The organism is Streptomyces sp. NPDC024698, assembly GCF_055559015.1.
Genome location: NZ_JBVHLK010000026.1, coordinates 45209 through 69274 on the forward strand (window position 1 = coordinate 45209; position 24066 = coordinate 69274).

General features: G+C 69.2%; 22 protein-coding genes. All 22 read left to right on the forward strand.

What is annotated here, in order from left to right:
- Positions 1 to 103: 103 nt before the first annotated feature.
- On the forward strand, positions 104 to 1393 hold the full coding sequence (locus ACZ4AA_RS34190; RefSeq protein WP_467611378.1) for a homoserine dehydrogenase: 1290 nt from the start codon (positions 104 to 106) through the stop codon (positions 1391 to 1393).
- A 6-nt stretch (positions 1394 to 1399) separates the two neighbouring features.
- Complete coding sequence (thrC, locus tag ACZ4AA_RS34195) at positions 1400 to 2458, forward strand: threonine synthase (protein WP_467611333.1); 1059 nt, start codon at positions 1400 to 1402, stop codon at positions 2456 to 2458.
- 396 nt (positions 2459 to 2854) lie between these two features.
- A complete protein-coding gene (gene thrB, locus ACZ4AA_RS34200; RefSeq protein WP_339131544.1) occupies positions 2855 to 3784 on the forward strand; it encodes a homoserine kinase in 930 nt (309 codons plus the stop codon).
- 388 nt (positions 3785 to 4172) lie between these two features.
- Positions 4173 to 6224: a transcription termination factor Rho gene (gene rho / locus ACZ4AA_RS34205; protein ID WP_467611335.1), complete on the forward strand. Its 2052-nt coding sequence runs from the start codon at positions 4173 to 4175 to the stop codon at positions 6222 to 6224.
- 177 nt (positions 6225 to 6401) lie between these two features.
- Entirely contained in the window at positions 6402 to 8222 is a 1821-nt protein-coding gene (locus ACZ4AA_RS34210) for a trypsin-like serine protease (RefSeq protein ID WP_467611337.1), read from the forward strand.
- Between the two features lie 211 nt (positions 8223 to 8433).
- Positions 8434 to 9570: an LCP family protein gene (locus ACZ4AA_RS34215; RefSeq protein ID WP_467611339.1), complete on the forward strand. Its 1137-nt coding sequence runs from the start codon at positions 8434 to 8436 to the stop codon at positions 9568 to 9570.
- A gap of 203 nt (positions 9571 to 9773) precedes the next feature.
- Entirely contained in the window at positions 9774 to 9995 is a 222-nt protein-coding gene (gene rpmE, locus ACZ4AA_RS34220; RefSeq protein WP_100595864.1) for a 50S ribosomal protein L31, read from the forward strand.
- A gap of 170 nt (positions 9996 to 10165) precedes the next feature.
- Positions 10166 to 11242, forward strand: coding sequence for a peptide chain release factor 1 (prfA, locus tag ACZ4AA_RS34225; RefSeq protein ID WP_339131552.1), 1077 nt, complete (start codon positions 10166 to 10168; stop codon positions 11240 to 11242).
- 43 nt (positions 11243 to 11285) lie between these two features.
- Positions 11286 to 12131, forward strand: coding sequence for a peptide chain release factor N(5)-glutamine methyltransferase (prmC, locus tag ACZ4AA_RS34230; RefSeq protein ID WP_467611342.1), 846 nt, complete (start codon positions 11286 to 11288; stop codon positions 12129 to 12131).
- Positions 12128 to 12256 (forward strand): hypothetical protein, encoded by a 129-nt coding sequence (locus tag ACZ4AA_RS34235; protein WP_467611344.1) that lies wholly within the window; start codon positions 12128 to 12130, stop codon positions 12254 to 12256. The genes prmC and ACZ4AA_RS34235 overlap by 4 nt, the downstream gene beginning before the upstream one ends.
- Positions 12257 to 12904 (forward strand): L-threonylcarbamoyladenylate synthase, encoded by a 648-nt coding sequence (locus tag ACZ4AA_RS34240; RefSeq protein ID WP_339131555.1) that lies wholly within the window; start codon positions 12257 to 12259, stop codon positions 12902 to 12904.
- 52 nt (positions 12905 to 12956) lie between these two features.
- Positions 12957 to 13604 (forward strand): arsenate reductase/protein-tyrosine-phosphatase family protein, encoded by a 648-nt coding sequence (locus ACZ4AA_RS34245; RefSeq protein WP_467611346.1) that lies wholly within the window; start codon positions 12957 to 12959, stop codon positions 13602 to 13604.
- 70 nt (positions 13605 to 13674) lie between these two features.
- Positions 13675 to 14913: a serine hydroxymethyltransferase gene (locus tag ACZ4AA_RS34250; protein WP_467611348.1), complete on the forward strand. Its 1239-nt coding sequence runs from the start codon at positions 13675 to 13677 to the stop codon at positions 14911 to 14913.
- Positions 14914 to 15042: 129 nt separating this feature from the next.
- A complete protein-coding gene (locus ACZ4AA_RS34255) occupies positions 15043 to 16398 on the forward strand; it encodes an MraY family glycosyltransferase (RefSeq protein WP_467611350.1) in 1356 nt (451 codons plus the stop codon).
- Positions 16399 to 16692: 294 nt separating this feature from the next.
- Positions 16693 to 17130 (forward strand): hypothetical protein, encoded by a 438-nt coding sequence (locus ACZ4AA_RS34260; RefSeq protein ID WP_389404677.1) that lies wholly within the window; start codon positions 16693 to 16695, stop codon positions 17128 to 17130.
- A gap of 225 nt (positions 17131 to 17355) precedes the next feature.
- Positions 17356 to 18177 (forward strand): F0F1 ATP synthase subunit A, encoded by an 822-nt coding sequence (gene atpB / locus ACZ4AA_RS34265; protein WP_467611352.1) that lies wholly within the window; start codon positions 17356 to 17358, stop codon positions 18175 to 18177.
- A gap of 76 nt (positions 18178 to 18253) precedes the next feature.
- Positions 18254 to 18484: an ATP synthase F0 subunit C gene (atpE, locus tag ACZ4AA_RS34270; RefSeq protein ID WP_031039373.1), complete on the forward strand. Its 231-nt coding sequence runs from the start codon at positions 18254 to 18256 to the stop codon at positions 18482 to 18484.
- A 42-nt stretch (positions 18485 to 18526) separates the two neighbouring features.
- Complete coding sequence (locus tag ACZ4AA_RS34275; protein ID WP_389404679.1) at positions 18527 to 19072, forward strand: F0F1 ATP synthase subunit B; 546 nt, start codon at positions 18527 to 18529, stop codon at positions 19070 to 19072.
- Positions 19069 to 19890 carry a F0F1 ATP synthase subunit delta gene (locus tag ACZ4AA_RS34280; protein WP_467611354.1) on the forward strand — a complete coding sequence of 274 codons (822 nt, stop codon included), beginning with the start codon at positions 19069 to 19071 and terminating at the stop codon, positions 19888 to 19890. The genes ACZ4AA_RS34275 and ACZ4AA_RS34280 overlap by 4 nt, the downstream gene beginning before the upstream one ends.
- 127 nt (positions 19891 to 20017) lie before the next feature.
- A complete protein-coding gene (gene atpA, locus ACZ4AA_RS34285; protein ID WP_467611356.1) occupies positions 20018 to 21607 on the forward strand; it encodes a F0F1 ATP synthase subunit alpha in 1590 nt (529 codons plus the stop codon).
- A 21-nt stretch (positions 21608 to 21628) separates the two neighbouring features.
- On the forward strand, positions 21629 to 22543 hold the full coding sequence (locus ACZ4AA_RS34290) for a F0F1 ATP synthase subunit gamma (RefSeq protein ID WP_467611358.1): 915 nt from the start codon (positions 21629 to 21631) through the stop codon (positions 22541 to 22543).
- Positions 22543 to 23979, forward strand: a complete 1437-nt coding sequence (atpD, locus tag ACZ4AA_RS34295) for a F0F1 ATP synthase subunit beta (protein WP_355760460.1) — start codon at positions 22543 to 22545, stop codon at positions 23977 to 23979. The genes ACZ4AA_RS34290 and atpD overlap by 1 nt, the downstream gene beginning before the upstream one ends.
- Positions 23980 to 24066: the final 87 nt, after the last annotated feature.

The window sequence follows — 24066 nt, forward strand, 5'->3', positions numbered from 1 at the left end:
AAAATGAAATGGACGTCTCACGATCCGGACCAAGGGTAGAAACTCCCGTCCGGTGAGTGAGACTGGTCCAACCGAACACGGTATGAGGAAACGAGGTCGGATGATGCGTACGCGTCCGCTGAAGGTGGCGCTGCTGGGCTGCGGGGTTGTCGGCTCAGAGGTGGCTCGCATCATGACGACGCACGCCGACGACCTCACGGCAAGGATCGGCGCCCCCGTCGAGCTCGCCGGCGTCGCCGTGCGCCGGCCCTCCAAGGTGCGCGCGGGCATCGACCCCGCCCTGATCACCACGGACGCCACCGCCCTCGTCAAACGCGGGGACATCGACGTGGTCGTCGAGGTCATCGGCGGCATCGAGCCCGCCCGTTCGCTGATCACCACCGCGTTCGAGCACGGCGCCTCCGTCGTCTCCGCGAACAAGGCGCTGCTCGCCCAGGACGGTGCCGCCCTGCACGCGGCGGCCGAGGAGCACGGCAGGGACCTCTACTACGAGGCCGCCGTCGCCGGCGCCATCCCGCTGATCAGGCCGCTGCGCGAGTCCCTCGCCGGCGACAAGATCAACCGGGTGATGGGCATCGTCAACGGCACCACCAACTTCATCCTCGACAAGATGGACTCCACGGGGGCGGGCTATCAGGAGGCCCTCGACGAGGCCACCGCGCTCGGGTACGCCGAGGCCGACCCCACCGCCGACGTCGAGGCGTTCGACGCCGCCGCCAAGGCCGCCATCCTCGCCGGGATCGCCTTCCACACGCGGGTGCGCCTCGACGACGTCTACCGCGAGGGCATGACCGAGGTCACCGCCGCCGACTTCGCCTCGGCGAGGGGGATGGGCTGCACCATCAAACTGCTCGCCCTGTGCGAGCGGGCCGCCGACGGGGGCTCGGTGACGGCCCGGGTCCATCCCGCGATGATTCCGCTGACCCACCCCCTCGCCTCCGTGCGCGGCGCGTACAACGCCGTGTTCGTCGAGTCGGAGGCCGCGGGGCAGCTCATGTTCTACGGGCCCGGCGCCGGTGGCGCACCCACCGCCTCCGCCGTCCTCGGCGACCTGGTGGCCGTCTGCCGCAACAAGCTCGGCGGGTCCACGGGGCCCGGCGACTCCGCGTACACCCAGCTGCCCGTCTCGCCCATGGGCGAGGTCGTCACGCGGTACCACATCAGCCTCGACGTGGCCGACAAGCCCGGTGTCCTCGCCCAGGTCGCCACCGTCTTCGCCGAGCACGGGGTGTCCATCGACACCGTGCGCCAGTCGGGCAAGGACGGCGAGGCCTCCCTCGTCGTCGTCACCCATCGCGCGTCCGACGCGTCCCTCGCCGGGACGGTCGAGGCGCTACGCGGCCTCGACACCGTACGGGGCGTCTCCAGCATCATGCGGGTTGAAGGGGAGTAGCGAGCAATGACCCACCAGTGGCGCGGAATCATCGAGGAGTACCGGGACCGGCTTCCGGTGTCCGACAGCACGCCGGTCGTGTCGCTCTGCGAGGGCGGTACGCCGCTCGTGCCCGCGCAGGTGCTCTCCGAGCGCACGGGCTGCGAGGTCCACCTCAAGGTGGAGGGCGCCAACCCGACCGGCTCCTTCAAGGACCGCGGTATGACGATGGCCATCACGCGGGCGAAGGAGGAGGGCGCGAAGGCCGTCATCTGCGCCTCCACCGGCAACACCTCGGCCAGTGCCGCCGCCTACGCGGTTCGCGCCGGGATGGTGTGCGCCGTCCTGGTGCCGCAGGGCAAGATCGCGCTCGGCAAGATGGGCCAGGCCCTCATCCACGGCGCCAAGATCCTCCAGGTCGACGGCAACTTCGACGACTGCCTGACGCTGGCGCGCTCGCTGTCCGACAACTACCCGGTGGCGCTGGTCAATTCGGTGAACCCGGTGCGTATCGAGGGCCAGAAGACCGCTGCCTTCGAGATCGTCGACATGCTCGGCGACGCGCCCGACATCCATGTCCTCCCGGTGGGCAACGCGGGCAACATCACCGCGTACTGGAAGGGGTACAGGGAGTACGCCGCCGACGGCGTCGCCGCGAAGACCCCCCGCATGTGGGGGTTCCAGGCGTCCGGCTCCGCGCCCATCGTGCGCGGCGAGATCGTCAAGGACCCCTCGACCGTCGCCACCGCGATCCGGATCGGCAACCCGGCCTCGTGGCAGTTCGCGCTGGCCGCGCGGGACGAGTCGGGCGGCCTCATCGACGAGGTGACGGACCGTGAGATCCTGCGCGCCTACCGGCTGTTGGCCGCGCAGGAGGGCGTCTTCGTCGAGCCCGCGTCCGCCGCGTCGGTCGCCGGTCTGCTGAAGGCCGCCGAGCAGGGCAAGGTCGACCCGGGCCAGCGCATCGTCTGCACCGTCACCGGAAACGGCCTCAAGGACCCCGACTGGGCCGTCGCGGGGGCTCCGCAGCCGGTCACGGTCCCGGTGGACGCGGCGACGGCGGCGGAGCGGCTCGGACTCGTCTAGCCGAGCGGCTCGGTCCTCGTACGAAGGGGCCGCCCGGACCTCGTCCGGACGGCCCCCGTACGGACCGGCGGGACTCGTCCGGCCGCGGGAACTCGCCGTGAGCGGGCGGGAAACCGCCGGGAACACCGACGGAACCCGTCCGCTCGTGGGGTCATCCCCATGCCGACCCGACGGGGGGTGCACGAGGGGCTTACGACACGCATCGTGCGCCTCCTGTGCGCCCTATGTCGCCACAGAACCTTCCTTCGATAGGCTGTACCGAACCCGCCCGCCGCATATGCCGCGGTGTCGCGCGGTCTGTGCGGACTCCGGGCCCTCGTGCCCGTTCGTCGCGGTTCACCTCGTAGTTCCTCGAAAATCTCGTACATCACGCAGCTCAAGGAGAGTCATCGAGCGATGGCCGGTCCAGCGTTCCGCGCCGCCGCCGTCCGGGTGCGCGTCCCCGCCACCAGTGCCAACCTCGGCCCGGGTTTCGACGCCTTCGGCCTGTCACTGGGGCTCTACGACGACGTGGTCGTCCGGGTGGCCGACTCAGGACTGCACATCGACATCGCGGGTGAGGGCAGCGAGACGCTGCCGCGCGACGAGAAGCATCTCCTCGTCCGTTCCCTGCGCACCGCGTTCGACCTGCTCGGCGGACAGCCGCGCGGTCTGGAGATCGTCTGCGCCAACCGCATTCCGCACGGCCGGGGTCTCGGCTCCTCGTCGGCCGCCATCTGCGCCGGCATCGTCGCCGCGCGCGCGGTGACCATAGGCGGGGACAGCAGGCTCGACGACACCGCGCTCCTGGAGCTCGCGACCGAGATCGAGGGACACCCCGACAACGTCGCGGCCTGTCTGCTCGGCGGATTCACGCTCTCCTGGATGGAGTCGGGCGCCGCGCGGGCCATCAGGATGGACCCCGCGGACTCCATCGTTCCGGTGGTCTTCGTCCCCGGAAAGCCCGTCCTCACCGAGACCGCGCGCGGCTTGTTGCCACGCACCGTGCCGCACGTCGACGCCGCCGCCAACGCGGGCCGCGCCGCACTGCTCGTCGAGGCGCTGACCCGGCGCCCCGAGCTGTTGCTGCCCGCCACCGAGGACCGGCTGCACCAGGAGTACCGAGCCCCGGCGATGCCGGAGAGCGCCGCGCTCGTCGAGCGCCTGCGCGCCGACGGCATCCCGGCTGTGATCTCCGGCGCGGGCCCCACGGTCCTCGCGCTCGCGGACCGCGCGTCGGCCGACAAGGTGGCTGATCTCGCAGGTCAGGGCTGGGCCGCCAACCGTCTGGACCTCGACGCCCAGGGGGCGTGCGTGCTGCCCCTCGCACCTGTCGAGGTCGATTGACGACGCACGGTCGCCGGATTTTGAGAGGGGGAATGTTTGTTGGATCCGGTAGTGTTAACCTCAAGTCTGCACCCGACCCCACCATGGCGAGGTGCTTCGCGTCCCTGTCCGGGACACCCATTCTTCCGGGAGCCTCCCAAACTGCTTCGTGCCTTGCATTGGGTGCTATGCGCTGAGCAGTGCTGAGCACGCTCCGGAACCGGCGTGACCGAGCCGATGACACCGAACCTCAGTGCCACGGCTTTGGAATCGTCATCACCAGCAATGTCTTCCGCCGTTCAGGCGGACCACCGCCCCGGCACGGTCCACACAGCAAGGGCCAATGCCGGACAGCACAACCGGTCGCCGAGCCAGACAGGCCGACGTCCGCTCCAGGGAAGGACCCTTCGTGAGCGACACCACCGATCTGATGGGCGCACGTGTCGAGGAGACCGCCGCGCCCGCCACGGACGCCTCCGCGCCTGCCACCGGTGCCGGCTCCAGGCGACGCCGCGGTACCGGCCTCGAGGGCATGGTGCTGGCCGAGCTCCAGCAGGTCGCATCCGGCCTCGGCATCAGGGGCACCGCGCGGATGCGCAAGAGCCAGCTGATCGAGGTCATCAAGGAGGCCCAGGCCGGCGGCGGCGCTCCCGCCAAGGCGGCGCCCGACGCCGCCGAGGCCAAGCCGAAGCGCCGGACCACCTCGAAGGCCCGTACGGGTGACGAGGCCGCGGCCCCGGCCGTCGACAAGGCCGAGAAGGCCGCCGAGAAGGCCGTGTCTCAGCAGCAGATCGAGATCCCCGGCCAGCCGGCCGGCGGTCCCTCCCGGTCGAGCGAGGGCGGGGACGACGCTCCCGCCGAGCGCCGCCGTCGCCGTGCCACCGCCGAGGCGGGCAGCCCCGAGACGGTCACCGCCGAGGCGAAGAGCGAGCCGAAGACCGAGACGCAGGGCGACGCCGAGGGCGCCGACGGCCGTCGTGAGCGCCGTGACCGCCGCGACCGCGACCGTTCGGGCAGCCGTGACCGCCGCCCGAACAAGGGCGACGAGCAGCAGGGCGGCCAGGGTGCCGGCCAGCAGCGTCCCGAGCGCCAGGAGCGCCAGGACCGGCAGGAGCGCCCGGACCGTCAGCAGCAGGGCGGCCGTCAGGACCGCCAGCAGCCGCGCGACAACGGACCGCGCGACAACGGCCCGCGGGACAACGGACCGCAGGACGACGACGACTTCGAGGGCGGCCGCCGCGGCCGTCGCGGCCGCTACCGGGACCGCCGTGGCCGTCGTGGACGCGACGAGATCGCCGAGCCGCAGGTCGCCGACGACGACGTGCTGATCCCCGTCGCGGGCATCCTCGACATCCTCGACAACTACGCGTTCATCCGTACGTCGGGCTACCTGCCGGGTCCCAACGACGTGTACGTCTCGCTCGCCCAGGTCCGCAAGAACGGTCTGCGCAAGGGTGACCACGTCACCGGCGCGGTCCGTCAGCCCAAGGACGGCGAGCGCCGCGAGAAGTTCAACGCGCTCGTGCGCCTGGACTCGACCAACGGCATGGCTCCCGACTCGGGCCGCGGCCGGCCGGAGTTCAACAAGCTCACGCCGCTCTACCCGCAGGACCGGCTCCGTCTGGAGACCGACCCGGGTGTGCTGACGACGCGCATCATCGACCTCGTCGCACCGATCGGCAAGGGCCAGCGCGGTCTGATCGTGGCCCCGCCGAAGACCGGCAAGACCATGATCATGCAGGCGATCGCCAACGCGATCACGCACAACAACCCCGAGTGCCACCTGATGGTCGTCCTGGTCGACGAGCGTCCGGAAGAGGTCACCGACATGCAGCGGTCGGTCAAGGGCGAGGTCATCTCCTCGACCTTCGACCGTCCGGCCGAGGACCACACCACGGTCGCCGAGCTCGCCATCGAGCGTGCCAAGCGACTGGTGGAGCTGGGCCACGACGTCGTCGTGCTGCTCGACTCGATCACCCGTCTGGGCCGTGCGTACAACCTCGCCGCCCCGGCCTCCGGCCGCATCCTGTCCGGTGGTGTCGACTCGACCGCGCTGTACCCGCCGAAGCGCTTCTTCGGTGCCGCGCGCAACATCGAGGACGGCGGCTCGCTGACCATCCTGGCCACCGCGCTCGTCGACACCGGCTCGCGCATGGACGAGGTCATCTTCGAGGAGTTCAAGGGCACCGGCAACGCCGAGCTCAAGCTCGACCGGAAGCTCGCCGACAAGCGTGTCTTCCCGGCGGTGGACGTCGACGCGTCCGGTACCCGTAAGGAAGAGCTCCTGCTCGGCGCCGACGAGCTCGCCATCACCTGGAAGCTGCGTCGCGTGCTCCACGCGCTCGACCAGCAGCAGGCGATCGAGCTGCTGCTCGACAAGATGAAGCAGACGAAGTCGAACGCGGAGTTCCTGCTCCAGATCCAGAAGACCACGCCGTCGCCGGGCAACGGCAACGACTGATCTCCTGACGACCGAGGTCCCTCAGGACCGAAGTTCGCAGGGCAGAACCGCAAAGGGCCGCCCCCGTCACCCAGGTGACGGGGGCGGCCCTTTGCCCTGCCCGGGGCACATGTACGATCGCGCCTTCGAACTTCTGCTGAATCAGATCTGAACTCTTATCTCTGAGGGGGGACTTGAGTGGATACGTCCACGTCCGGGGGCGGTAGGCACAGACGCCGTATACGGATCGCCGTCCCGGTCGCCGCGGCCGGGCTCGCCGCGGTGGTCGCCGGTGCGCTTCTGGTGTCGTCCGCGAACGCCGCGACCGGCCCGGCGGCACCGTCGCTGCCCGCCGTACACCTCGCCGGCTCCGTGCCGTCCCAGGCGGTGCTGAAGAAGCGCGTCGCGGGCGCCCTGGCCAGTGACGACATCGCGGGTCATACGGCCCGGAAGTCCTCCCTGAGCGCCTCCACGACGCCGGCGCATGTCGATCCGAAGATCATCGGTGGTACCACGACCGCCATCGCCACGGCTCCGTGGATGGCGCAGCTCTGGTACTACGACGAGGCCAAGGACATCGGCTTCTTCTGCGGTGGCTCCGTCGTCTCCCCGACGAAGATCCTCACGGCCGCGCACTGCACCAAGGACGAGAACGGCAAGACGTACGACTGGGCGGCCAACGGCACCGTCATCACCGGCACTTCCCAGCTGCCGTCCGAGACCAGCCTGAACGGCGGTGTCGCCACCGGCGTCTCGCGCCAGTGGACCCACCCGTCCTTCAGCCCGAGCACCCTGAACAACGACGTCGCGGTCCTCACGCTGTCGGCGGCCGTCACCGCCAAGCCGATCCGCATGACGACCTCGGGCGACACCGCGTCGTACGCGGCCAACACCAAGGCGACGCTCTACGGCTGGGGCCGCACCACCTCGACCACGAACGACATCTCCGAGGTACTGAAGACGGCCACGCTGCCCATCAACTCGGACAGCACGTGCAACACGGCCATGCGGTCGGTCCTCGGTGGCGTGGACGCCTTCGTCGAGGGCCACATGATCTGCGCGGGCACCCCGGCATCCGGCACGGACGCCCACACCATCAGCGCCTGCAACGGTGACTCCGGCGGTCCGCTGATCGTCGACGGGCGCATCGTGGGCGTCGTCTCCTGGGGCGTCGAGGACTGCGTCAAGAAGGGCGCGTACAGCGTCTTCTCGAAGGTCAGCGCCTACGTCGGCGCCGCCTGGCCGCGCGTCGAGGACGCCAACCTGAACGGCGACCACAAGGCGGACCTGTGGGTCCGCAGCGCGGCCACCAAGACGGGCTACGAGAAGGACTCCAACGGCACCTCGTTCGGCGCGCGCCAGTCGTGGAGCTCGTGGGACGGCGTGAACGTCGTGCTCCAGACGGACCTCAACCGTGACGGCTACCAGGACTTCGTGGTCCGCGAGAGCGCGAGCGGCGACGTCACCTGGATGCACTGGCTGCCGGCGACGGGGACGTGGGCCAAGGACAAGCTCTTCACCAACTGGAAGACCCGCACCCGGATCGTCGCCCCCGGCGACCTCACCGGCGACGGTCTGCCCGACATCCTCTCCGTCGACTCCGCCGGAGTGCTGTGGGAGTACCCGGGCAAGGGCAACGGCACCTTCTCGGCCCGCGTCCAGGTCGCCACCGGCTGGAACCAGTACAACTCGGTGCGCGGGCACGGCGACTTCACCGGCGACGGCAAGGCCGACCTCATCGTGCGCAGCAAGACCGGCTCGTACATGTACCTGTACAAGGGCACGGGCAAGACCGGCAGCGGAGCCTTCTCCACCCGCGTCAAGGTGCGCACCTGGTCCGGCTACAACGCCTTCGACGCCGTCGGTGACGTGACCGGCGACGGCAAGGCCGACTTCCTGGCCCGCACCCCCGCCGGCACGCTGTACCTGTACCCCGGGACCGGAAAGGCCACCAGCGAGATCTTTGCCACAAGGATCTCGGTGGGTACCGGTTTCGACGCGTACGACATCTTCGGCTGACATCGCAGGTGGGTGGGGTTCTCCCCGCTCAGGCCGATGACGCAGAGTGCCCACCGCATCACGCGGTGGGCACTTTTCGTCGTGCAACCCTTTCCCGAGTTTCCCCGTCTGACCGTACGGAGTGACCATGGAGCGGTACGCCTCGTCACGACCAGATGGGCCTGGCCCTGAAAGCAGGGGGTAACCGACCGCAAAGGACCCGAGGAGCCATATGCCTGCCGAGAGCACGCCGGAGCCCGCCATACCGGGCGGCCCGGGCAACAGCACCCCGAGCCGCCCAGGGGGCGGCCGCCGCAAGCCCCGCAGCGCACGGCGCAAGGCCCTGATGATCACGGCCTGGACCGCGGCGGGTGTCGTGGCGCTCGGCGGCGCCGGAGCCGGGTATCTGTTCTTCAAGCTCAACGGCAACCTCAAGAGCGTCGACATCAACCAGGCGCTCGGCAGCGACCGGCCCCTGAAGGTCGACAACGGCTCGGAGAACATCCTGGTCCTCGGCTCCGACAGCCGCTCCGGTACGAACAAGAAGCTGGGCGGCGGCGCCGACGACGGCAGTGCCCGCTCGGACACCGCGATGATCGTCCACGTGTACAAGGGCCACAAGCGGGCCAGCGTGGTCTCCATCCCCCGTGACACCCTCGTCGCGCGGCCCTCCTGCACCGACTCCAAGGGCACGGTCCACGGCGCCGTCTCCGGCGCGATGTTCAACTCCGCCTACTCCACCGGCGGCGCGGCCTGCGCGGTGAAGACCGTCGAGTCGGTGACCGGCATCCGCATGGACCACTACGTCGAGGTCGACTTCAGCGGTTTCCAGAAGCTGATCGACGATCTCGGCGGTGTCACCGTCACCACGAACAAGGCCATCTCCGACCACGAGAGCCATCTGCGTCTGGCGGCCGGATCGCACAAGCTCAACGGCAAGCAGGCGCTCGGCCTGGTCCGCACCCGGCACGGCGTCGGCGACGGCTCCGACCTCGGCCGCATCCAGCTCCAGCAGGCCTTCATGAAGGCCCTCGTCGGCCAGGTCAAGCACATCGGGCTCCTGTCCAACCCCAAAAAGCTGTACGACCTCGCCGACACCGCGACCAGGACGGTGACCACCGACTCCGACATCGGCAGCGTCACCGACCTCGCCTCCTTCGCCGGCGGCCTCAAGGGGATCGGCGCGTCCCACATGAACATGGTCACGATGCCCGTCCAGTACGACCCCGCCGACGGCAACCGCGTCCTGGTCGACAAGGCCAAGGCCGCGATGGTCTGGAAGGCGCTGAAGGCCGACCGGCCGATCCCGAAGGCCGCCACCGAGGGAACCGCCACCGGCACCGCGAAGGGCGTCGTCAGCCCCGGCTGAGCCGCGTACGGGGCCCACGACGGCCCTGCGCCCGCGTCGCGCGAGTGCCGTGCGGGCTCCGCGCGGCCTCCTGGGAATAGATCACCGCGTCCCCCCGTTTTGGGGGATACGGCCAGTCCTGGCAGACTGGTACGTCGGCCCCGGTTCACGCATCCGCATCCAGCGGCGGCGACCCGGCGCCCTCCCGAAACTAGGAGACACCCTTGAAGCGCGACATCCACCCCGAGTACGTCGAGACGCAGGTCAGCTGCACCTGTGGCGCGTCGTTCACCACCCGCAGCACGATCTCCAGCGGCACCGTCCGTGCCGAGGTCTGCTCCGAGTGCCACCCGTTCTACACGGGCAAGCAGAAGATCCTCGACACCGGTGGCCGTGTGGCCCGCTTCGAGGCCCGCTTCGGCAAGGCTGCCGCTGCCAACAAGTAGCGAGCCCACAGCGCCGGTCTTCGGAGTCTCCCGCACGGGGGACGCCGGGACCGGCGCTTTGCGGTCCAGCCCCCTCCCCGGGCTCTCGACGCGATCGAGCAGGGGAACCCCACGCCGTACCTACGTCCCCGGGCCCTCCCGGAACCGGGGACAGTCCATTGGAGCCGGAGATGTTCGAGGCGGTCGAGGAACTGATCGGCGAGCACGCCGATCTGGAGAAGAAGCTCGCTGACCCGTCGGTCCACGCCGACCAGGCCAACGCGCGCAAGCTCAACAAGCGCTACGCCGAGCTGACCCCGATCGTCGCGACGTACCGCTCCTGGAAGCAGACCGGGGACGACATCGGCACGGCCAAGGAGTTCGCCGCCGACGACCCCGACTTCGCCGCCGAGGTCAAGGACCTGGAGAAGCAGCGCGAGGAGCTCACCGAGAAGCTCCGCCTGCTGCTGGTCCCGCGCGACCCGAGCGACGACAAGGACGTCATCCTGGAGATCAAGGCGGGCGCCGGAGGCGACGAGTCCGCCCTGTTCGCCGGAGACCTGCTGCGCATGTACCTGCGCTACGCCGAGCGCATCGGCTGGAAGACCGAGATCATCGACGCCACCGAGTCCGAGCTCGGCGGCTACAAGGACGTCCAGGTCGCCGTGAAGACCAAGGGCGGCCAGGGCGCGACCGAGCCCGGCCAGGGCGTCTGGGCCCGCCTGAAGTACGAGGGCGGTGTGCACCGCGTGCAGCGCGTGCCCTCCACCGAGTCGCAGGGCCGTATCCACACCTCGGCCGCCGGCGTCCTCGTCACGCCCGAGGCCGAGGAGGTCGAGGTCGAGATCCTCGCGAACGATCTGCGGATCGACGTCTACCGCTCCTCGGGCCCCGGCGGCCAGTCCGTCAACACGACCGACTCCGCGGTGCGCATCACGCACATTCCCACCGGAGTCGTCGCTTCCTGCCAGAACGAGAAGAGCCAGCTTCAGAACAAGGAGCAGGCGATGCGTATCCTGCGCTCCAGGCTCCTCGCGGCGGCGCAGGAGGAAGCGGAGCGGGAGGCCTCCGACGTCCGCCGCAGCCAGGTCCGCACGGTCGACCGCTCCGAGAAGATCCGTACGTACAACTTCCCGGAGAATCGCATCTCGGACCACCGCGTCGGCTTCAAGGCGTACAACTTGGACCAGGTCCTCGACGGAGAGCTCGACGCCGTCATCCAGGCCTGCGTCGACGCGGACTCGGCCGCCAAGCTCGCCGCAGCGTAATCACCGCACGACCCACGACAACAGCTCAGCCCGGAGGACCAGCGTGAACCTGCTGCTCGCGGAAGTGGCCCAGGCCACCCAGCGGCTGGCCGACGCCGGCGTGCCCTCGCCGCGCAACGACGCGGAGGAGCTCGCCGCCTTCGTGCACGGCGTGAAGCGGGGCGAGCTGCACACCGTCAAGGACGTGGACTTCGACGCCCGCTACTGGGAGGTGACCGCGCGCCGCGAGGCCCGCGAGCCGCTCCAGCACATCACCGGGCGCGCGTACTTCCGCTATCTCGAACTCCAGGTGGGGCCCGGCGTCTTCGTGCCCCGCCCGGAGACCGAGTCGGTCGTGGGCTGGGCCATAGACGCCGTCCGCGCGATGGACGTCGTCGAACCGCTGATCGTCGACCTGTGCACCGGCTCGGGCGCCATCGCGCTCGCCCTCGCCCAGGAGGTCCCGCGCTCCCGCGTGCACGCCGTGGAGCTGTCCGAGGACGCCCTCCGGTGGACGCGCAAGAACGTCGAGGGGTCCAGGGTCGACCTGCGCCAGGGAGACGCCCTCGCGTCGTTCCCCGACCTCGACGGCCAGGTCGACCTGGTGATCTCCAACCCGCCGTACATCCCGCTCACCGAATGGGAGTACGTACAGCCGGAGGCCCGCGACTACGACCCCGAACTCGCCCTGTTCTCCGGCGAGGACGGACTCGACCTCATCCGCGGCATCGAGCGCACCGCGCACCGGCTGCTGCGCCCCGGCGGCGTCGTCGTCATCGAGCACGCCGACACCCAGGGCGGACAGGTCCCCTGGATCTTCACCGAGGAGCGGGGCTGGGCCGACGCCGCCGACCACCCGGACCTCAACAACCGGCCGCGGTTCGCGACCGCCCGCAAGGCGATGCCGTGAGCACGGCCCACCCGGTCCACCCGGCCCCGGCGCGCGCCGCCCTCGCGCGCCCGCGCACCGCGTTCGCCCGCGTCGCGTTTCTTCGCACCCCCAGCCAGCAGTACGTGTATGAGGAGGCCCGCTAAATGGCACGGCGATACGACACCAACGACGCGACCGACCGCACGACAGGTCTGCGTGAGGCGGCGTCCGCCGTCCGCCGTGGCGAACTGGTGGTCCTCCCCACCGACACCGTCTACGGCATCGGCGCCGACGCGTTCACCTCCGAGGCCGTCGCCGACCTGCTCGACGCCAAGGGACGGGGCCGCAACATGCCCACCCCCGTGCTCATCGGCTCCCCGAACACCCTGCACGGCCTCGTCACGGACTTCTCCGAGATGGCCTGGGAGCTCGTCGACGCGTTCTGGCCGGGCGCGCTCACCCTCGTCGCCAAGCACCAGCCGTCGCTCCAGTGGGACCTGGGGGACACCCGGGGCACGGTGGCGATCCGTATGCCGCTGCACCCCGTCGCCATCGAGCTGCTGACCGAGGTCGGCCCGATGGCCGTCTCCTCCGCCAACCTCACGGGCCACCCCTCCCCGGAGACCTGCGACGCCGCCCAGGACATGCTCGGCGACTCCGTCTCGGTCTACCTGGACGGCGGCCCGACCCCCGGCAACGTGCCCTCCTCGATCGTCGACGTCACCGGCAAGGTGCCCGTCCTGCTGCGCGCGGGCGCCCTGTCGGCGGAGGAGCTCCGCAAGGTCGTACCCGACCTCGAGGTGGCGAATTGACAGCCCCCGAGCCCTCCGGGCTCCCGGCTCGGTCCGAGCAGGGAGCATCCCCATGCGTGGCATAGGCACGGGGATCACCGGGCCCGGCGGATCCCCGAGCGGGTCCTTCCGCATCCTCCACGTCAGCACCGGCAACGTGTGCCGCTCGCCGATCACCGAGCGGCTGACCCGGCATGCCCTGGCGGACCGGCTGGGCGACCCCCTGTGGGGCGGGCTCATCGTGGAGAGCGCCGGCACCTGGGGCCACGAGGGCGCGCCCATGGAGGCCAACGCGGCCACCGTCCTGACCGACTTCGGCGCCGACCCCTCGGGCTTCGTGGGACGCGAGCTCCTCGACGACCACGTCATCCGCGCCGACCTGGTCCTGACGGCCACCCGCGACCACCGCGCCCAGGTCATCTCCATGGGCCACTCCGCGGGTCTGCGCACCTTCACCCTCAAGGAGTTCACCCGGCTGGTCCGCGCCATAGACACCGCGACCCTGCCGCCCCTCCAGGACGGTGTGATCGAGCGGGCCGTCGCCCTGGTGCGGGCCGCGGCGGCCCTGCGCGGCTGGCTGCTGGCCCCGACCGCGGAGGCCGACGAGGTGTTCGACCCCTACGGGGCGCCCCTGCCGTTCTTCCGGTCCATCGGGGACGAGATCAACGAGGCACTGGACCCGGTCGTCACCGCCCTGACGGGGGTACCCGCGCGGACGTGACACCGGGCGTGGCACCGGTCCCGGTCCTACATTGGACATAAGCGTCCCCCGCAGATGTCCGGAGTCCACCATGCCGGTCGCCACCATGCCCGAAGCGGATGTACTGAGCCGTCAGGACCCCGAGCTCGCGGAGATCCTCAACGGTGAGCTGGACCGGCAGTCGACCACGCTCCAGCTGATCGCGGCCGAGAACTTCACGTCACCGGCCGTGCTGGCCGCGCTCGGCTCGCCGCTGGCGAACAAGTACGCGGAGGGGTATCCCGGCGCGCGCCACCACGGCGGCTGCGAGATCGTCGACGTCGCCGAGCGGATCGCCGTCGACCGCGCCAAGGCCCTGTTCGGCGCCGAACACGCCAACGTCCAGTCCCACTCCGGCAGTTCGGCCGTCCTGGCCGCTTACGCCGCCCTGCTGCGCCCCGGTGACACCGTCCTGGCGATGGGGCTGCCCTTCGGCGGTCACCTCACCCACGGATCGCCCGCGAACTTCTCCGGACGCTGGTTCGACTTCGTCGGCTACGGCGTCGAGGCGGAGTCCGGACTGATCGACTACGAGCAGGTGCGCACCCTGGCCCGCGCCCGCCGCCCGAAGGCCGTCGTCTGCGGGTCGATCTCGTATCCCCGGCACATCGACTACGCGCTGTTCCGGGAGATCGCCGACGAGGTCGGCGCCTATCTCATCGCGGACGCCGCCCACCCCATCGGGCTCGTCGCGGGGGGAGCGGCGCCGAACCCGGTGCCGTACGCCGATGTCGTGTGCGCCACCACGCACAAGGTGCTGCGGGGGCCGCGCGGCGGGATGCTCCTGTGCGGCGGCGAACTGGCCGAGCGGGTCGACCGGGCCGTGTTCCCCTTCACCCAGGGCGGTGCGCAGATGAACACCATCGCGGCCAAGGCCGTCGCGTTCGGCGAGGCCGCGACCCCGGCCTTCACGGCGTACGTCCATCAGGTGACCGCCAACGCGCGGGTGCTGGCCGCGGGTCTGGAGGCGGAGGGGCTCGTGGTCACCACGGGCGGCACCGACACCCATCTGCTCGTCGCGGATCCGGCGCCGCTCGGTGCCGAGGGGCGCGTCGCGCGGGGCCGGCTGGCCGCCGCCGGTATGGTCCTCGACACCTGTGCGCTGCCTCACGGTGACACCCGCGGCCTGCGGCTCGGCACCGCGGCGCTGACCACCCAGGGGATGGGCGAGCCGGAGATGGCACGGGTCGCGGCCCTGTTCGCGGGGGTGCTGCGGGACGAGATCGACGGCCGGAGGGCGCGGGACGAGGTGCGCGATCTGACCGGTAGATTTGCGCCTTATCCGGACTGACCGGGGGTACGCGTACGGGACTGCACAGCCACTCGTGCAACCATCGTCGCTACCCGAAAGTCCTCAACCATATGCGTGCATCGCTAGGGTGTGGGGCTGTGATGGCCAGCGAGACCTGTGGGGAAGCCCGTGCGTGAATACCTGCTGACGCTCTGCATCACGGCCGCGGTGACGTACCTGCTGACAGGGCCGGTACGGAAATTCGCGATCGTGGCCGGAGCCATGCCGGAAATCCGGGCGCGTGACGTGCACCGTGAACCCACGCCGCGGCTCGGCGGCATCGCGATGTTCTTCGGACTGTGCGCCGGCCTGCTGGTCGCCGACCACCTGAAGAACCTCAACGCGGTCTTCTCGAACTCCAACGAACCGCGTGCCCTGCTCTCCGGAGCCGCGCTGATCTGGCTGATCGGTGTGCTGGACGACAAGTTCGAGATCGACGCCCTGATCAAGCTGGGCGGCCAGATGATCGCCGCCGGCGTGATGGTCATGCAGGGTCTGACGATCCTGTGGCTGCCGATCCCCGGGGTCGGCCTGGTCGCGCTGACCCAGTGGCAGGGAACGCTGCTGACGGTGGCGCTCGTGGTCATCACCATCAACGCGGTCAACTTCGTGGACGGTCTCGACGGCCTGGCCGCGGGCATGGTGTGCATCGCCTCCGCCGCGTTCTTCCTGTACGCCTACCGGATCTGGTACTCGTACGGCATCGAGGCCGCCGCCCCGGCGACGCTGTTCGCGGCGATCCTGATGGGCATGTGCCTGGGCTTCCTGCCGCACAACATGCACCCCGCGCGGATCTTCATGGGCGACTCGGGCTCGATGCTCATCGGTCTGGTGCTGGCCGCCGGCGCGATCTCCATCACCGGGCAGATCGACCCCGACGTGATGAACCTGTTCTCCGGTTCCGAGCGCAACACCGTGCACCAGACGGTGCCGGTGTTCATCCCGCTGCTGCTGCCGCTGACGATCATCGCGATCCCGGCCGCCGACCTGGTGCTCGCGATCGTGCGGCGCACCTGGCGCGGGCAGTCGCCGTTCGCCGCGGACCGGGGGCATCTGCACCACCGCCTCCTGGAGGTGGGCCACTCGCACAGCCGCGCGGTCCTGATCATGTACTTCTGGTCGGCGCTGATCGCCTTCGGCGCCCTCGCGTACTCGGTCAACTCCGGTGCCATGTGGAGCGTGCTCGCCATCGCGGCGCTCAGCGCCGTCGGTCTCGTGCTGCTTCTGCTGCCGCGCTTCACGCCGCGTGCCCCGCGCTGGGCCGAGCACCTCCTGCCGCCTCGCTACCGGCGCCGCAGGGCCGCCGCCGCGGCCGCCCTGGACGGTGCGCCCGTGACCCACGAGGCGGCGGCCGCGGGCGAGCCGGACGAGGCGCGTGAGCACCGTGCTCCGGTGGCGGCGGGTGTCTCGGGAGTCAACGGAGCGACGGCGATCGGTACGCGTCCGCGCCTCCTGGACCGGCGCGAGACCGAATCCTCGCGCTGAGCCGAAGGTAAGAATCTGACTAACGCGTGACCAAATCGTGGGGGAGTAAAACCGCCCAATACCAGACAAAAGGGCACCCGCACTGCACAGACGCGCAGCTTCACTCTCATGTGTGACAGTCAGCACACCAACCAGGTAAAGACCTCATCAAATAGTTTGTGATACGGTTCACGAGAACCCAGGGCAGAGCCGAAGGACCCCTGTACGACGGTCCTTTGGCGTGAGGTTCTCTCTCAGCCCGGGACTACGCTCGTCCATGACGACACGCCCCCCTTAGCAAGCGGAGTTGCCGCCATGCCGTCCAATGACGCCCGGATCCTCCTTCAGACCGCTGTTCCCACAGCCGCCGTCGGCGCGATTGCCGCCGTCGTCAGCGGTGTGGTCGCCGGCGGCAAGGGAGCGCTCGGGGCGGTCGTCGCGACGCTGGTGGTGATCCTCTTCATGGGGCTGGGCCTCTACGTTCTGCAGCGCACCGCCAAATCGCTTCCGCACTTGTTCCAGGCGATGGGGCTCTTGCTCTACACGGCGCAGATTCTTCTGCTCTTCATCTTCGTCGCCGTGTTCAAGAACACCTCGCTGTTCAATCCCAAGTCCTTCGCGCTCACCCTGGTCGCCACCACCCTCGTGTGGATCGGCGCGCAGGCGCGTGCCCATATGAAGGCCAAGATCCTCTACGTCGAACCCGACTCCTCGAAGGCCGAAAAGCCCGAGAACAAGGGGCACTCGTCGTGAGGGGTAGGGCCGGGATAAGTGCACGTAGGAGATCCTGCTATCGTCCGGTGCCAACTGCGGCATCGCGGGCGCGGGCATCTGAGCTGACGCCTGTTCGATCGCGAGGCTTGATGCCCCTCTGCCGCCCCCACATCCGTTACACCAGCCAAGTGCCGAACCGCGGCTGCGCGCCGCGCCGACACAACGAGGATGCCGTACCTATGCGCCACGCTGAAGGAGCCCGCGGTGAGTGCTGACCCGACGCAGGTGCTCGCCTTCGAGACCGACTGCCACATCTTCGACGGTTGTGGCTTCCCGGCACCCGGCCTGCACTCGTTCCTGTTCGAGCCTCTCTGGGGCGACGGGGACAGCAACTTGTACTTCAACAAGACGATGCTCCTGGCGCTGCTCGGTTCGCTCGTCGTCGTCGCCTTCTTCTGGGCCGCCTTCCGCAAGCCGAAGGTCGTCCCGGGCAAGCTCCAGATGGTGGCCGAGACCGGCTACGACTTCATCCGGCGCGGCGTCGTCTACGAGACGATCGGCAAGAAGGAAGGCGAGAAGTACGTCCCGCTGGTCGTCTCGCTGTTCTTCTTCATCTGGATGATGAACCTCTGGTCGATCATTCCGGTCGCCCAGTTCCCGGTCACGGCGATCATCTCGTACCCCGCGGTACTGGCCGGCATCGTCTACATCGTCTGGGTGTCCCTGACGTTCAAGCGCCACGGATTCGTCGGAGCGTTCAAGAACTTCAGCGGCTACGACAAGTCGCTCGGCCCGGTTCTCCCGCTGGCCATGTTCATCGAGCTGCTCTCGAACCTGATCGTCCGGCCGTTCACGCACGCGGTGCGACTCTTCGCGAACATGTTCGCGGGTCACACCCTGCTGCTGCTGTTCACGATCGCGTCCTGGTACCTGCTCAACGGCGTCGGGATCGCCTACGCAGGCGTCTCGTTCGTCATGGTCATCGTCATGACGGCCTTCGAGCTGTTCATCCAGGCCTTGCAGGCGTACGTGTTCGTGCTGCTGACCTGCACCTTCATCCAGGGCGCGCTGGCCGAGCACCACTGAGCGGCGCCCCTCTCTCGACCCCGCAGTCGTCCGGTGGCCAACCCCCACCGGTCCGTAAAGAAAAGGAAGAACTGGCATGTCCCAGACCCTTGCCGCTGTCTCCGGCTCGCTCGGCTCGATCGGTTACGGCCTCGCGGCCATCGGCCCCGGCGTCGGCGTCGGCATCATCTTCGGTAACGGCACCCAGGCTCTCGCCCGTCAGCCCGAGGCCGCCGGTCTGATCCGCGCCAACCAGATCCTCGGCTTCGCCTTCTGTGAGGCGCTCGCCCTCATCGGTCTGGTCATGCCGTTCGTCTACGGCGTCTGATCCACCCGATCAGCGACAGCCCACTAGACGAAAGGCACTGACATGAGCCACTTGCTCATTCTGGCGGCCGAGGAGAAGGAAAACCCTCTCATCCCGCCGATCCCCGAGCTTGTCATCGGCCTGCTCGCCTTCGTCATCGTCTTCGGTTTCCTGGCCTGGAAGCTTCTCCCGAACATCAACAAGGTTCTGGAGCAGCGCCGCGAGGCCATCGAGGGCGGTATCGAGAAGGCCGAGGCCGCGCAGACCGAGGCCCAGAGCGTTCTTGAGCAGTACAAGGCTCAGCTCGCCGAAGCCCGTCACGAGGCCGCGCGCCTGCGCCAGGACGCCCAGGAACAGGGCGCCACGCTCATCGCCGAGATGCGCGCGGAAGGCCAGCGGCAGCGCGACGAGATCCTCGCCGCCGGCCACACGCAGATCGAGGCCGACCGCAAGGCCGCCGCGCAGTCGCTGCGTCAGGACGTCGGCACGCTTGCCACCGACCTGGCCGGCAAGCTGGTCGGCGAGTCCCTTGAGGACCACGCCCGCCAGAGCCGTGTCATCGACCGTTTCCTCTCCGAGCTTGAGGAGAAGGCCGAGGCGGCTCGATGACTGCGCACGGAGCGAGCCGCGAGGCAACCGCAGCCGCACGTGAGCGTCTCGACGCGCTGACGGACTCGACGTCCGTGGACGCGGGCCTGCTCGCCGACGAGCTGGCCGCGGTCACCGCGCTGCTCCACCGCGAGGTGTCGCTGCGTCGGGTCCTCACCGACCCGGCGCAGCCCGGCGAGGCCAAGGCCGAGCTGGTCCAGCGCCTGCTGGGCACCCAGGTGGGCGGCAGTGCCACCGACCTGGTCTCCGGCATGGTGCGTTCCCGCTGGTCGCAGCCCCGCGACCTGGTGGACGCTCTTGAGGAGCTCACCGCCACCGCCGATCTCACGGCGGCGCAGCGGACGGGCGCGCTCGACGACGTCGAGGACGAGCTGTTCCGCTTCGGCCGGATCGTCGCCTCGAACACCGAGCTGCGCGCCGCGCTGACCGACCGGGCCGCCACCACGGCGGCCAAGAGCGAGCTGCTGCGCAGCCTGCTCGGCGGTCGGGCCGACGTGACGACCGAGCGTCTGGTGACGCGCCTCGTGACCGCGCCGCGCGGACGTAGCCTGGAAGCGGGACTCGAGTCCCTGTCCAGGCTCGCCGCCGAGCGCCGCGACCGCATGGTCGCCGTGGTCACCTCGGCGGTGCCGCTGAGTGACGGCCAGAAGCAGCGCCTCGGCGCCGTTCTGGCGAAGCTCTACGGCCGCCCGATGCACCTCAACCTCGACGTGGACCCCGATGTCCTCGGCGGGATCCGGGTGCAGGTCGGCGACGAGGTCATCAACGGTTCCATCGCGGACCGCCTTGAGGACGCCGCCCGCCGCATGGCGAGCTAGTACATACATAAGCAGTACGCAATTACGGCCCTGGTTGGGCCGTGCAGAGGATTCACCTCTCATCGGGGGGAGTCCCCATCCCCCCAAAGTGAAACTTCGGGCCCAACAAGGAGAGCAGGGAACCCAGATGGCGGAGCTCACGATCCGGCCGGAGGAGATCCGGGACGCACTGGAGAACTTTGTCCAGTCGTACCAGCCGGACGCGGCCTCGCGCGAGGAGGTCGGTACGGTCACCGTCGCCGGCGACGGTATCGCCAAGATCGAGGGTCTTCCCTCGGCCATGGCGAACGAGCTGCTGAAGTTCGAGGACGGAACCCTCGGCCTCGCGCTGAACCTGGAAGAGCGCGAGATCGGTGCGGTCATCCTCGGCGAGTTCAGCGGTATCGAAGAGGGCCAGCCGGTGCAGCGCACCGGTGAGGTGCTGTCCGTCGCCGTGGGCGAGGGCTACCTCGGCCGCGTGGTCGACCCGCTCGGCAACCCGATCGACGGCCTCGGCGAGATCGAGACGTCCGGCCGCCGCGCCCTCGAGCTGCAGGCCCCGGGCGTCATGGTCCGTAAGTCGGTGCACGAGCCGATGGAGACGGGCTACAAGGCCGTCGACGCGATGACCCCGATCGGCCGTGGCCAGCGTCAGCTGATCATCGGCGACCGTCAGACCGGCAAGACCGCGCTGGCCGTCGACACGATCATCAACCAGCGCGACAACTGGCGCTCGGGCGACACCAAGAAGCAGGTCCGCTGCATCTACGTCGCCATCGGTCAGAAGGGTTCGACCATCGCCTCCGTGCGTGGCGCCCTCGAAGAGGCCGGCGCGCTGGAGTACACGACCATCGTCGCCGCCCCGGCGTCCGACCCGGCCGGCTTCAAGTACCTTGCGCCGTACACCGGTTCGGCCATCGGCCAGCAGTGGATGTACGAGGGCAAGCACGTCCTCATCATCTTCGACGACCTCTCGAAGCAGGCCGACGCCTACCGCGCCGTGTCCCTGCTGCTCCGCCGCCCGCCGGGCCGCGAGGCCTACCCCGGCGACGTCTTCTACCTGCACTCCCGTCTGCTGGAGCGCTGCGCGAAGCTCTCCGACGACCTGGGCGCCGGTTCGATGACGGGTCTGCCGATCGTCGAGACCAAGGCGAACGACGTGTCGGCGTTCATCCCGACCAACGTCATCTCCATCACCGACGGCCAGTGCTTCCTGGAGTCCGACCTGTTCAACGCCGGCCAGCGTCCGGCCCTGAACGTCGGTATCTCGGTCTCCCGCGTCGGTGGCTCCGCCCAGCACAAGGCGATGAAGCAGGTCTCCGGCCGTCTTCGCCTCGACCTGGCCCAGTACCGCGAGCTGGAGGCGTTCGCCGCCTTCGGTTCCGACCTGGACGCCGCGTCGAAGTCGCAGCTGGAGCGCGGTCAGCGTCTGGTCGAGCTGCTCAAGCAGGCTCAGTACCAGCCGATGGCCACCGAGGACCAGGTCGTCTCCGTGTGGTCCGCGACCACCGGCAAGATGGACGACGTGCCGGTCGCCGACATCCGCCGCTTCGAGAAGGAGCTCCTGGAGTACCTGCACCGCAAGGAGCAGGGCCTCATGACCTCCATCAAGGAGGGCGGCAAGATGTCGGACGACACGCTCACCGCCATCGCCGACGGCATCACGGAGTTCAAGAAGCAGTTCGAGACCTCGGACGGGAAGCTTCTCGGCGAGGACGCTCCGGCCGCCGCCAAGTGACGTAAGGAAGGGACCTGACTCATGGGAGCCCAGCTCCGGGTCTACAAGCGTCGCATCCGATCCGTCACCGCGACCAAGAAGATCACCAAGGCGATGGAGATGATCGCCGCCTCGCGCGTCGTCAAGGCGCAGCGCAAGGTGGCGGCCTCCACGCCCTACGCGACCGAGCTCACCCGCGCGGTCACGGCGGTCGGCACCGGCTCGAACACCAAGCACCCGCTGACCACGGAGGCGGAGACGGCGACCCGTTCCGCGGTTCTGCTCCTCACGAGCGACCGCGGACTGGCCGGCGCCTTCAACTCCAACGCCATCAAGGCGGCAGAGCAGTTGACCGTCCGTCTCGAGGCCGAGGGCAAGAAGGTCGACACGTACATCGTCGGCCGCCGCGGTCTGGCCCACTACAACTTCCGCGAGCGCAAGGTCGTGGAATCGTGGTCGGGCTTCACCGACGAGCCCACGTACGCGGACGCGAAGAAGGTCGCGGGTCCGCTGATCGAGGCCATCGAGAAGGACACGGCGGACGGCGGGGTGGATGAACTCCACATCGTCTACACCGAGTTCGTCTCGATGATGACGCAGACGGCCATCGACGGCCGGCTGCTGCCGCTTCGCCTCGAAGAGGTGGCGGAGGAAGCGCCCGAGGGCGAGATCCTTCCGCTGTACGAGTTCGAGCCGTCGGCGGAGGACGTCCTTGACGCCCTTCTGCCGCGCTACGTCGAGAGCCGTATCTACAACGCGCTGCTCCAGTCGGCTGCTTCCAAGCACGCCGCCACGCGCCGCGCGATGAAGTCGGCGACCGACAACGCGGGAGACCTGATCACTTCGCTCTCCCGCCTTGCCAATGCGGCCCGCCAGGCCGAAATCACCCAGGAAATCAGCGAGATCGTCGGCGGCTCCGCAGCCCTTGCCGACGCGACCGCGGGGAGTGACAAGTAATGACGACGACTTCTGAGACGGCCGTTGCCACGGGCCGCGTCGCCCGGGTCATCGGCCCGGTCGTCGACGTGGAGTTCCCCGTCGACGCGATGCCGGACATCTACAACGCCCTTCACGTCGAGGTGGCCGACCCGGCCAACGCCGGCGAGAAGAAGACGCTGACCCTGGAAGTCGCCCAGCACCTGGGTGACGGCCTGGTCCGTACGATCTCCATGCAGCCCACCGACGGTCTGGTCCGCCAGGCCGCGGTCACCGACACGGGCGCGGGCATCACCGTCCCGGTCGGCGACTTCACCAAGGGCAAGGTGTTCAACACCCTCGGTGAGGTGCTGAACTCGGACGAGAAGTACTCGGGCGAGCGCTGGTCCATCCACCGCAAGGCCCCGCGCTTCGACGAGCTCGAGTCGAAGACCGAGATGTTCGAGACCGGCGTCAAGGTCATCGACCTTCTCACCCCGTACGTCAAGGGTGGAAAGATCGGTCTGTTCGGTGGCGCCGGTGTCGGCAAGACGGTGCTCATCCAGGAGATGATCTACCGCGTCGCCAACAACCACGACGGTGTCTCCGTGTTCGCCGGTGTCGGCGAGCGCACGCGTGAGGGCAACGACCTCATCGAGGAGATGGCGGACTCGGGCGTCATCGACAAGACCGCCCTTGTCTTCGGCCAGATGGACGAGCCCCCGGGCACCCGTCTGCGCGTGGCCCTCGCGGGTCTGACCATGGCGGAGTACTTCCGCGATGTGCAGAAGCAGGACGTGCTGTTCTTCGTGGACAACATCTTCCGCTTCACGCAGGCCGGTTCCGAGGTCTCGACCCTGCTCGGCCGTATGCCCTCCGCGGTGGGTTACCAGCCGAACCTGGCCGACGAGATGGGTCTCCTCCAGGAGCGCATCACCTCGACCCGTGGTCACTCGATCACCTCGATGCAGGCGATCTACGTCCCCGCGGACGACCTGACCGACCCGGCCCCGGCCACCACGTTCGCCCACCTCGACGCGACGACGGTTCTCTCCCGTCCGATCTCCGAGAAGGGCATCTACCCGGCCGTGGACCCGCTGGACTCCACGTCCCGCATCCTGGACCCCCGCTACATCGCGGCGGACCACTACGCGGCCGCGATGCGCGTCAAGTCGGTTCTCCAGAAGTACAAGGACCTTCAGGACATCATCGCGATCCTCGGTATCGACGAGCTGGGCGAGGAGGACAAGCTCACCGTCCACCGTGCCCGTCGCGTGGAGCGCTTCCTGTCCCAGAACACCCACGTCGCCAAGCAGTTCACCGGCGTCGACGGGTCGGACGTCCCGCTGGACGAGTCGATCGCGGCCTTCAACGCGATCATCGACGGCGAGTACGACCACTTCCCGGAGCAGGCGTTCTTCCTCTGCGGTGGCATTGAGGACCTCAAGGCCAACGCCAAGGAGCTCGGCGTCTCCTGAACCTCGTGTTCTGACTGAGGGGGCGGGGCCGCACCTCGCGGGGTGCGGTCCTTCCCCCTCCGTACGCCTACTAGACTTTGACCCAAC

What these genes read in the sequence shown, in the direction of transcription:
- ACZ4AA_RS34190 (WP_467611378.1), top strand. Translation starts at nt 104, where the DNA reads ATGCGTACGCGTCCGCTGAAGGTGGCGCTGCTGGGCTGCGGGGTTGTC.
- thrC (WP_467611333.1), top strand. Translation starts at nt 1,400, where the DNA reads ATGACCCACCAGTGGCGCGGAATCATCGAGGAGTACCGGGACCGGCTT.
- thrB (WP_339131544.1), top strand. Translation starts at nt 2,855, where the DNA reads ATGGCCGGTCCAGCGTTCCGCGCCGCCGCCGTCCGGGTGCGCGTCCCC.
- ACZ4AA_RS34215 (WP_467611339.1), top strand. Translation starts at nt 8,434, where the DNA reads ATGCCTGCCGAGAGCACGCCGGAGCCCGCCATACCGGGCGGCCCGGGC.
- prfA (WP_339131552.1), top strand. Translation starts at nt 10,166, where the DNA reads ATGTTCGAGGCGGTCGAGGAACTGATCGGCGAGCACGCCGATCTGGAG.
- ACZ4AA_RS34240 (WP_339131555.1), top strand. Translation starts at nt 12,257, where the DNA reads ATGGCACGGCGATACGACACCAACGACGCGACCGACCGCACGACAGGT.
- ACZ4AA_RS34245 (WP_467611346.1), top strand. Translation starts at nt 12,957, where the DNA reads ATGCGTGGCATAGGCACGGGGATCACCGGGCCCGGCGGATCCCCGAGC.
- ACZ4AA_RS34250 (WP_467611348.1), top strand. Translation starts at nt 13,675, where the DNA reads ATGCCGGTCGCCACCATGCCCGAAGCGGATGTACTGAGCCGTCAGGAC.
- ACZ4AA_RS34260 (WP_389404677.1), top strand. Translation starts at nt 16,693, where the DNA reads ATGCCGTCCAATGACGCCCGGATCCTCCTTCAGACCGCTGTTCCCACA.
- atpE (WP_031039373.1), top strand. Translation starts at nt 18,254, where the DNA reads ATGTCCCAGACCCTTGCCGCTGTCTCCGGCTCGCTCGGCTCGATCGGT.
- ACZ4AA_RS34275 (WP_389404679.1), top strand. Translation starts at nt 18,527, where the DNA reads ATGAGCCACTTGCTCATTCTGGCGGCCGAGGAGAAGGAAAACCCTCTC.
- ACZ4AA_RS34280 (WP_467611354.1), top strand. Translation starts at nt 19,069, where the DNA reads ATGACTGCGCACGGAGCGAGCCGCGAGGCAACCGCAGCCGCACGTGAG.
- atpA (WP_467611356.1), top strand. Translation starts at nt 20,018, where the DNA reads ATGGCGGAGCTCACGATCCGGCCGGAGGAGATCCGGGACGCACTGGAG.
- ACZ4AA_RS34290 (WP_467611358.1), top strand. Translation starts at nt 21,629, where the DNA reads ATGGGAGCCCAGCTCCGGGTCTACAAGCGTCGCATCCGATCCGTCACC.
- atpD (WP_355760460.1), top strand. Translation starts at nt 22,543, where the DNA reads ATGACGACGACTTCTGAGACGGCCGTTGCCACGGGCCGCGTCGCCCGG.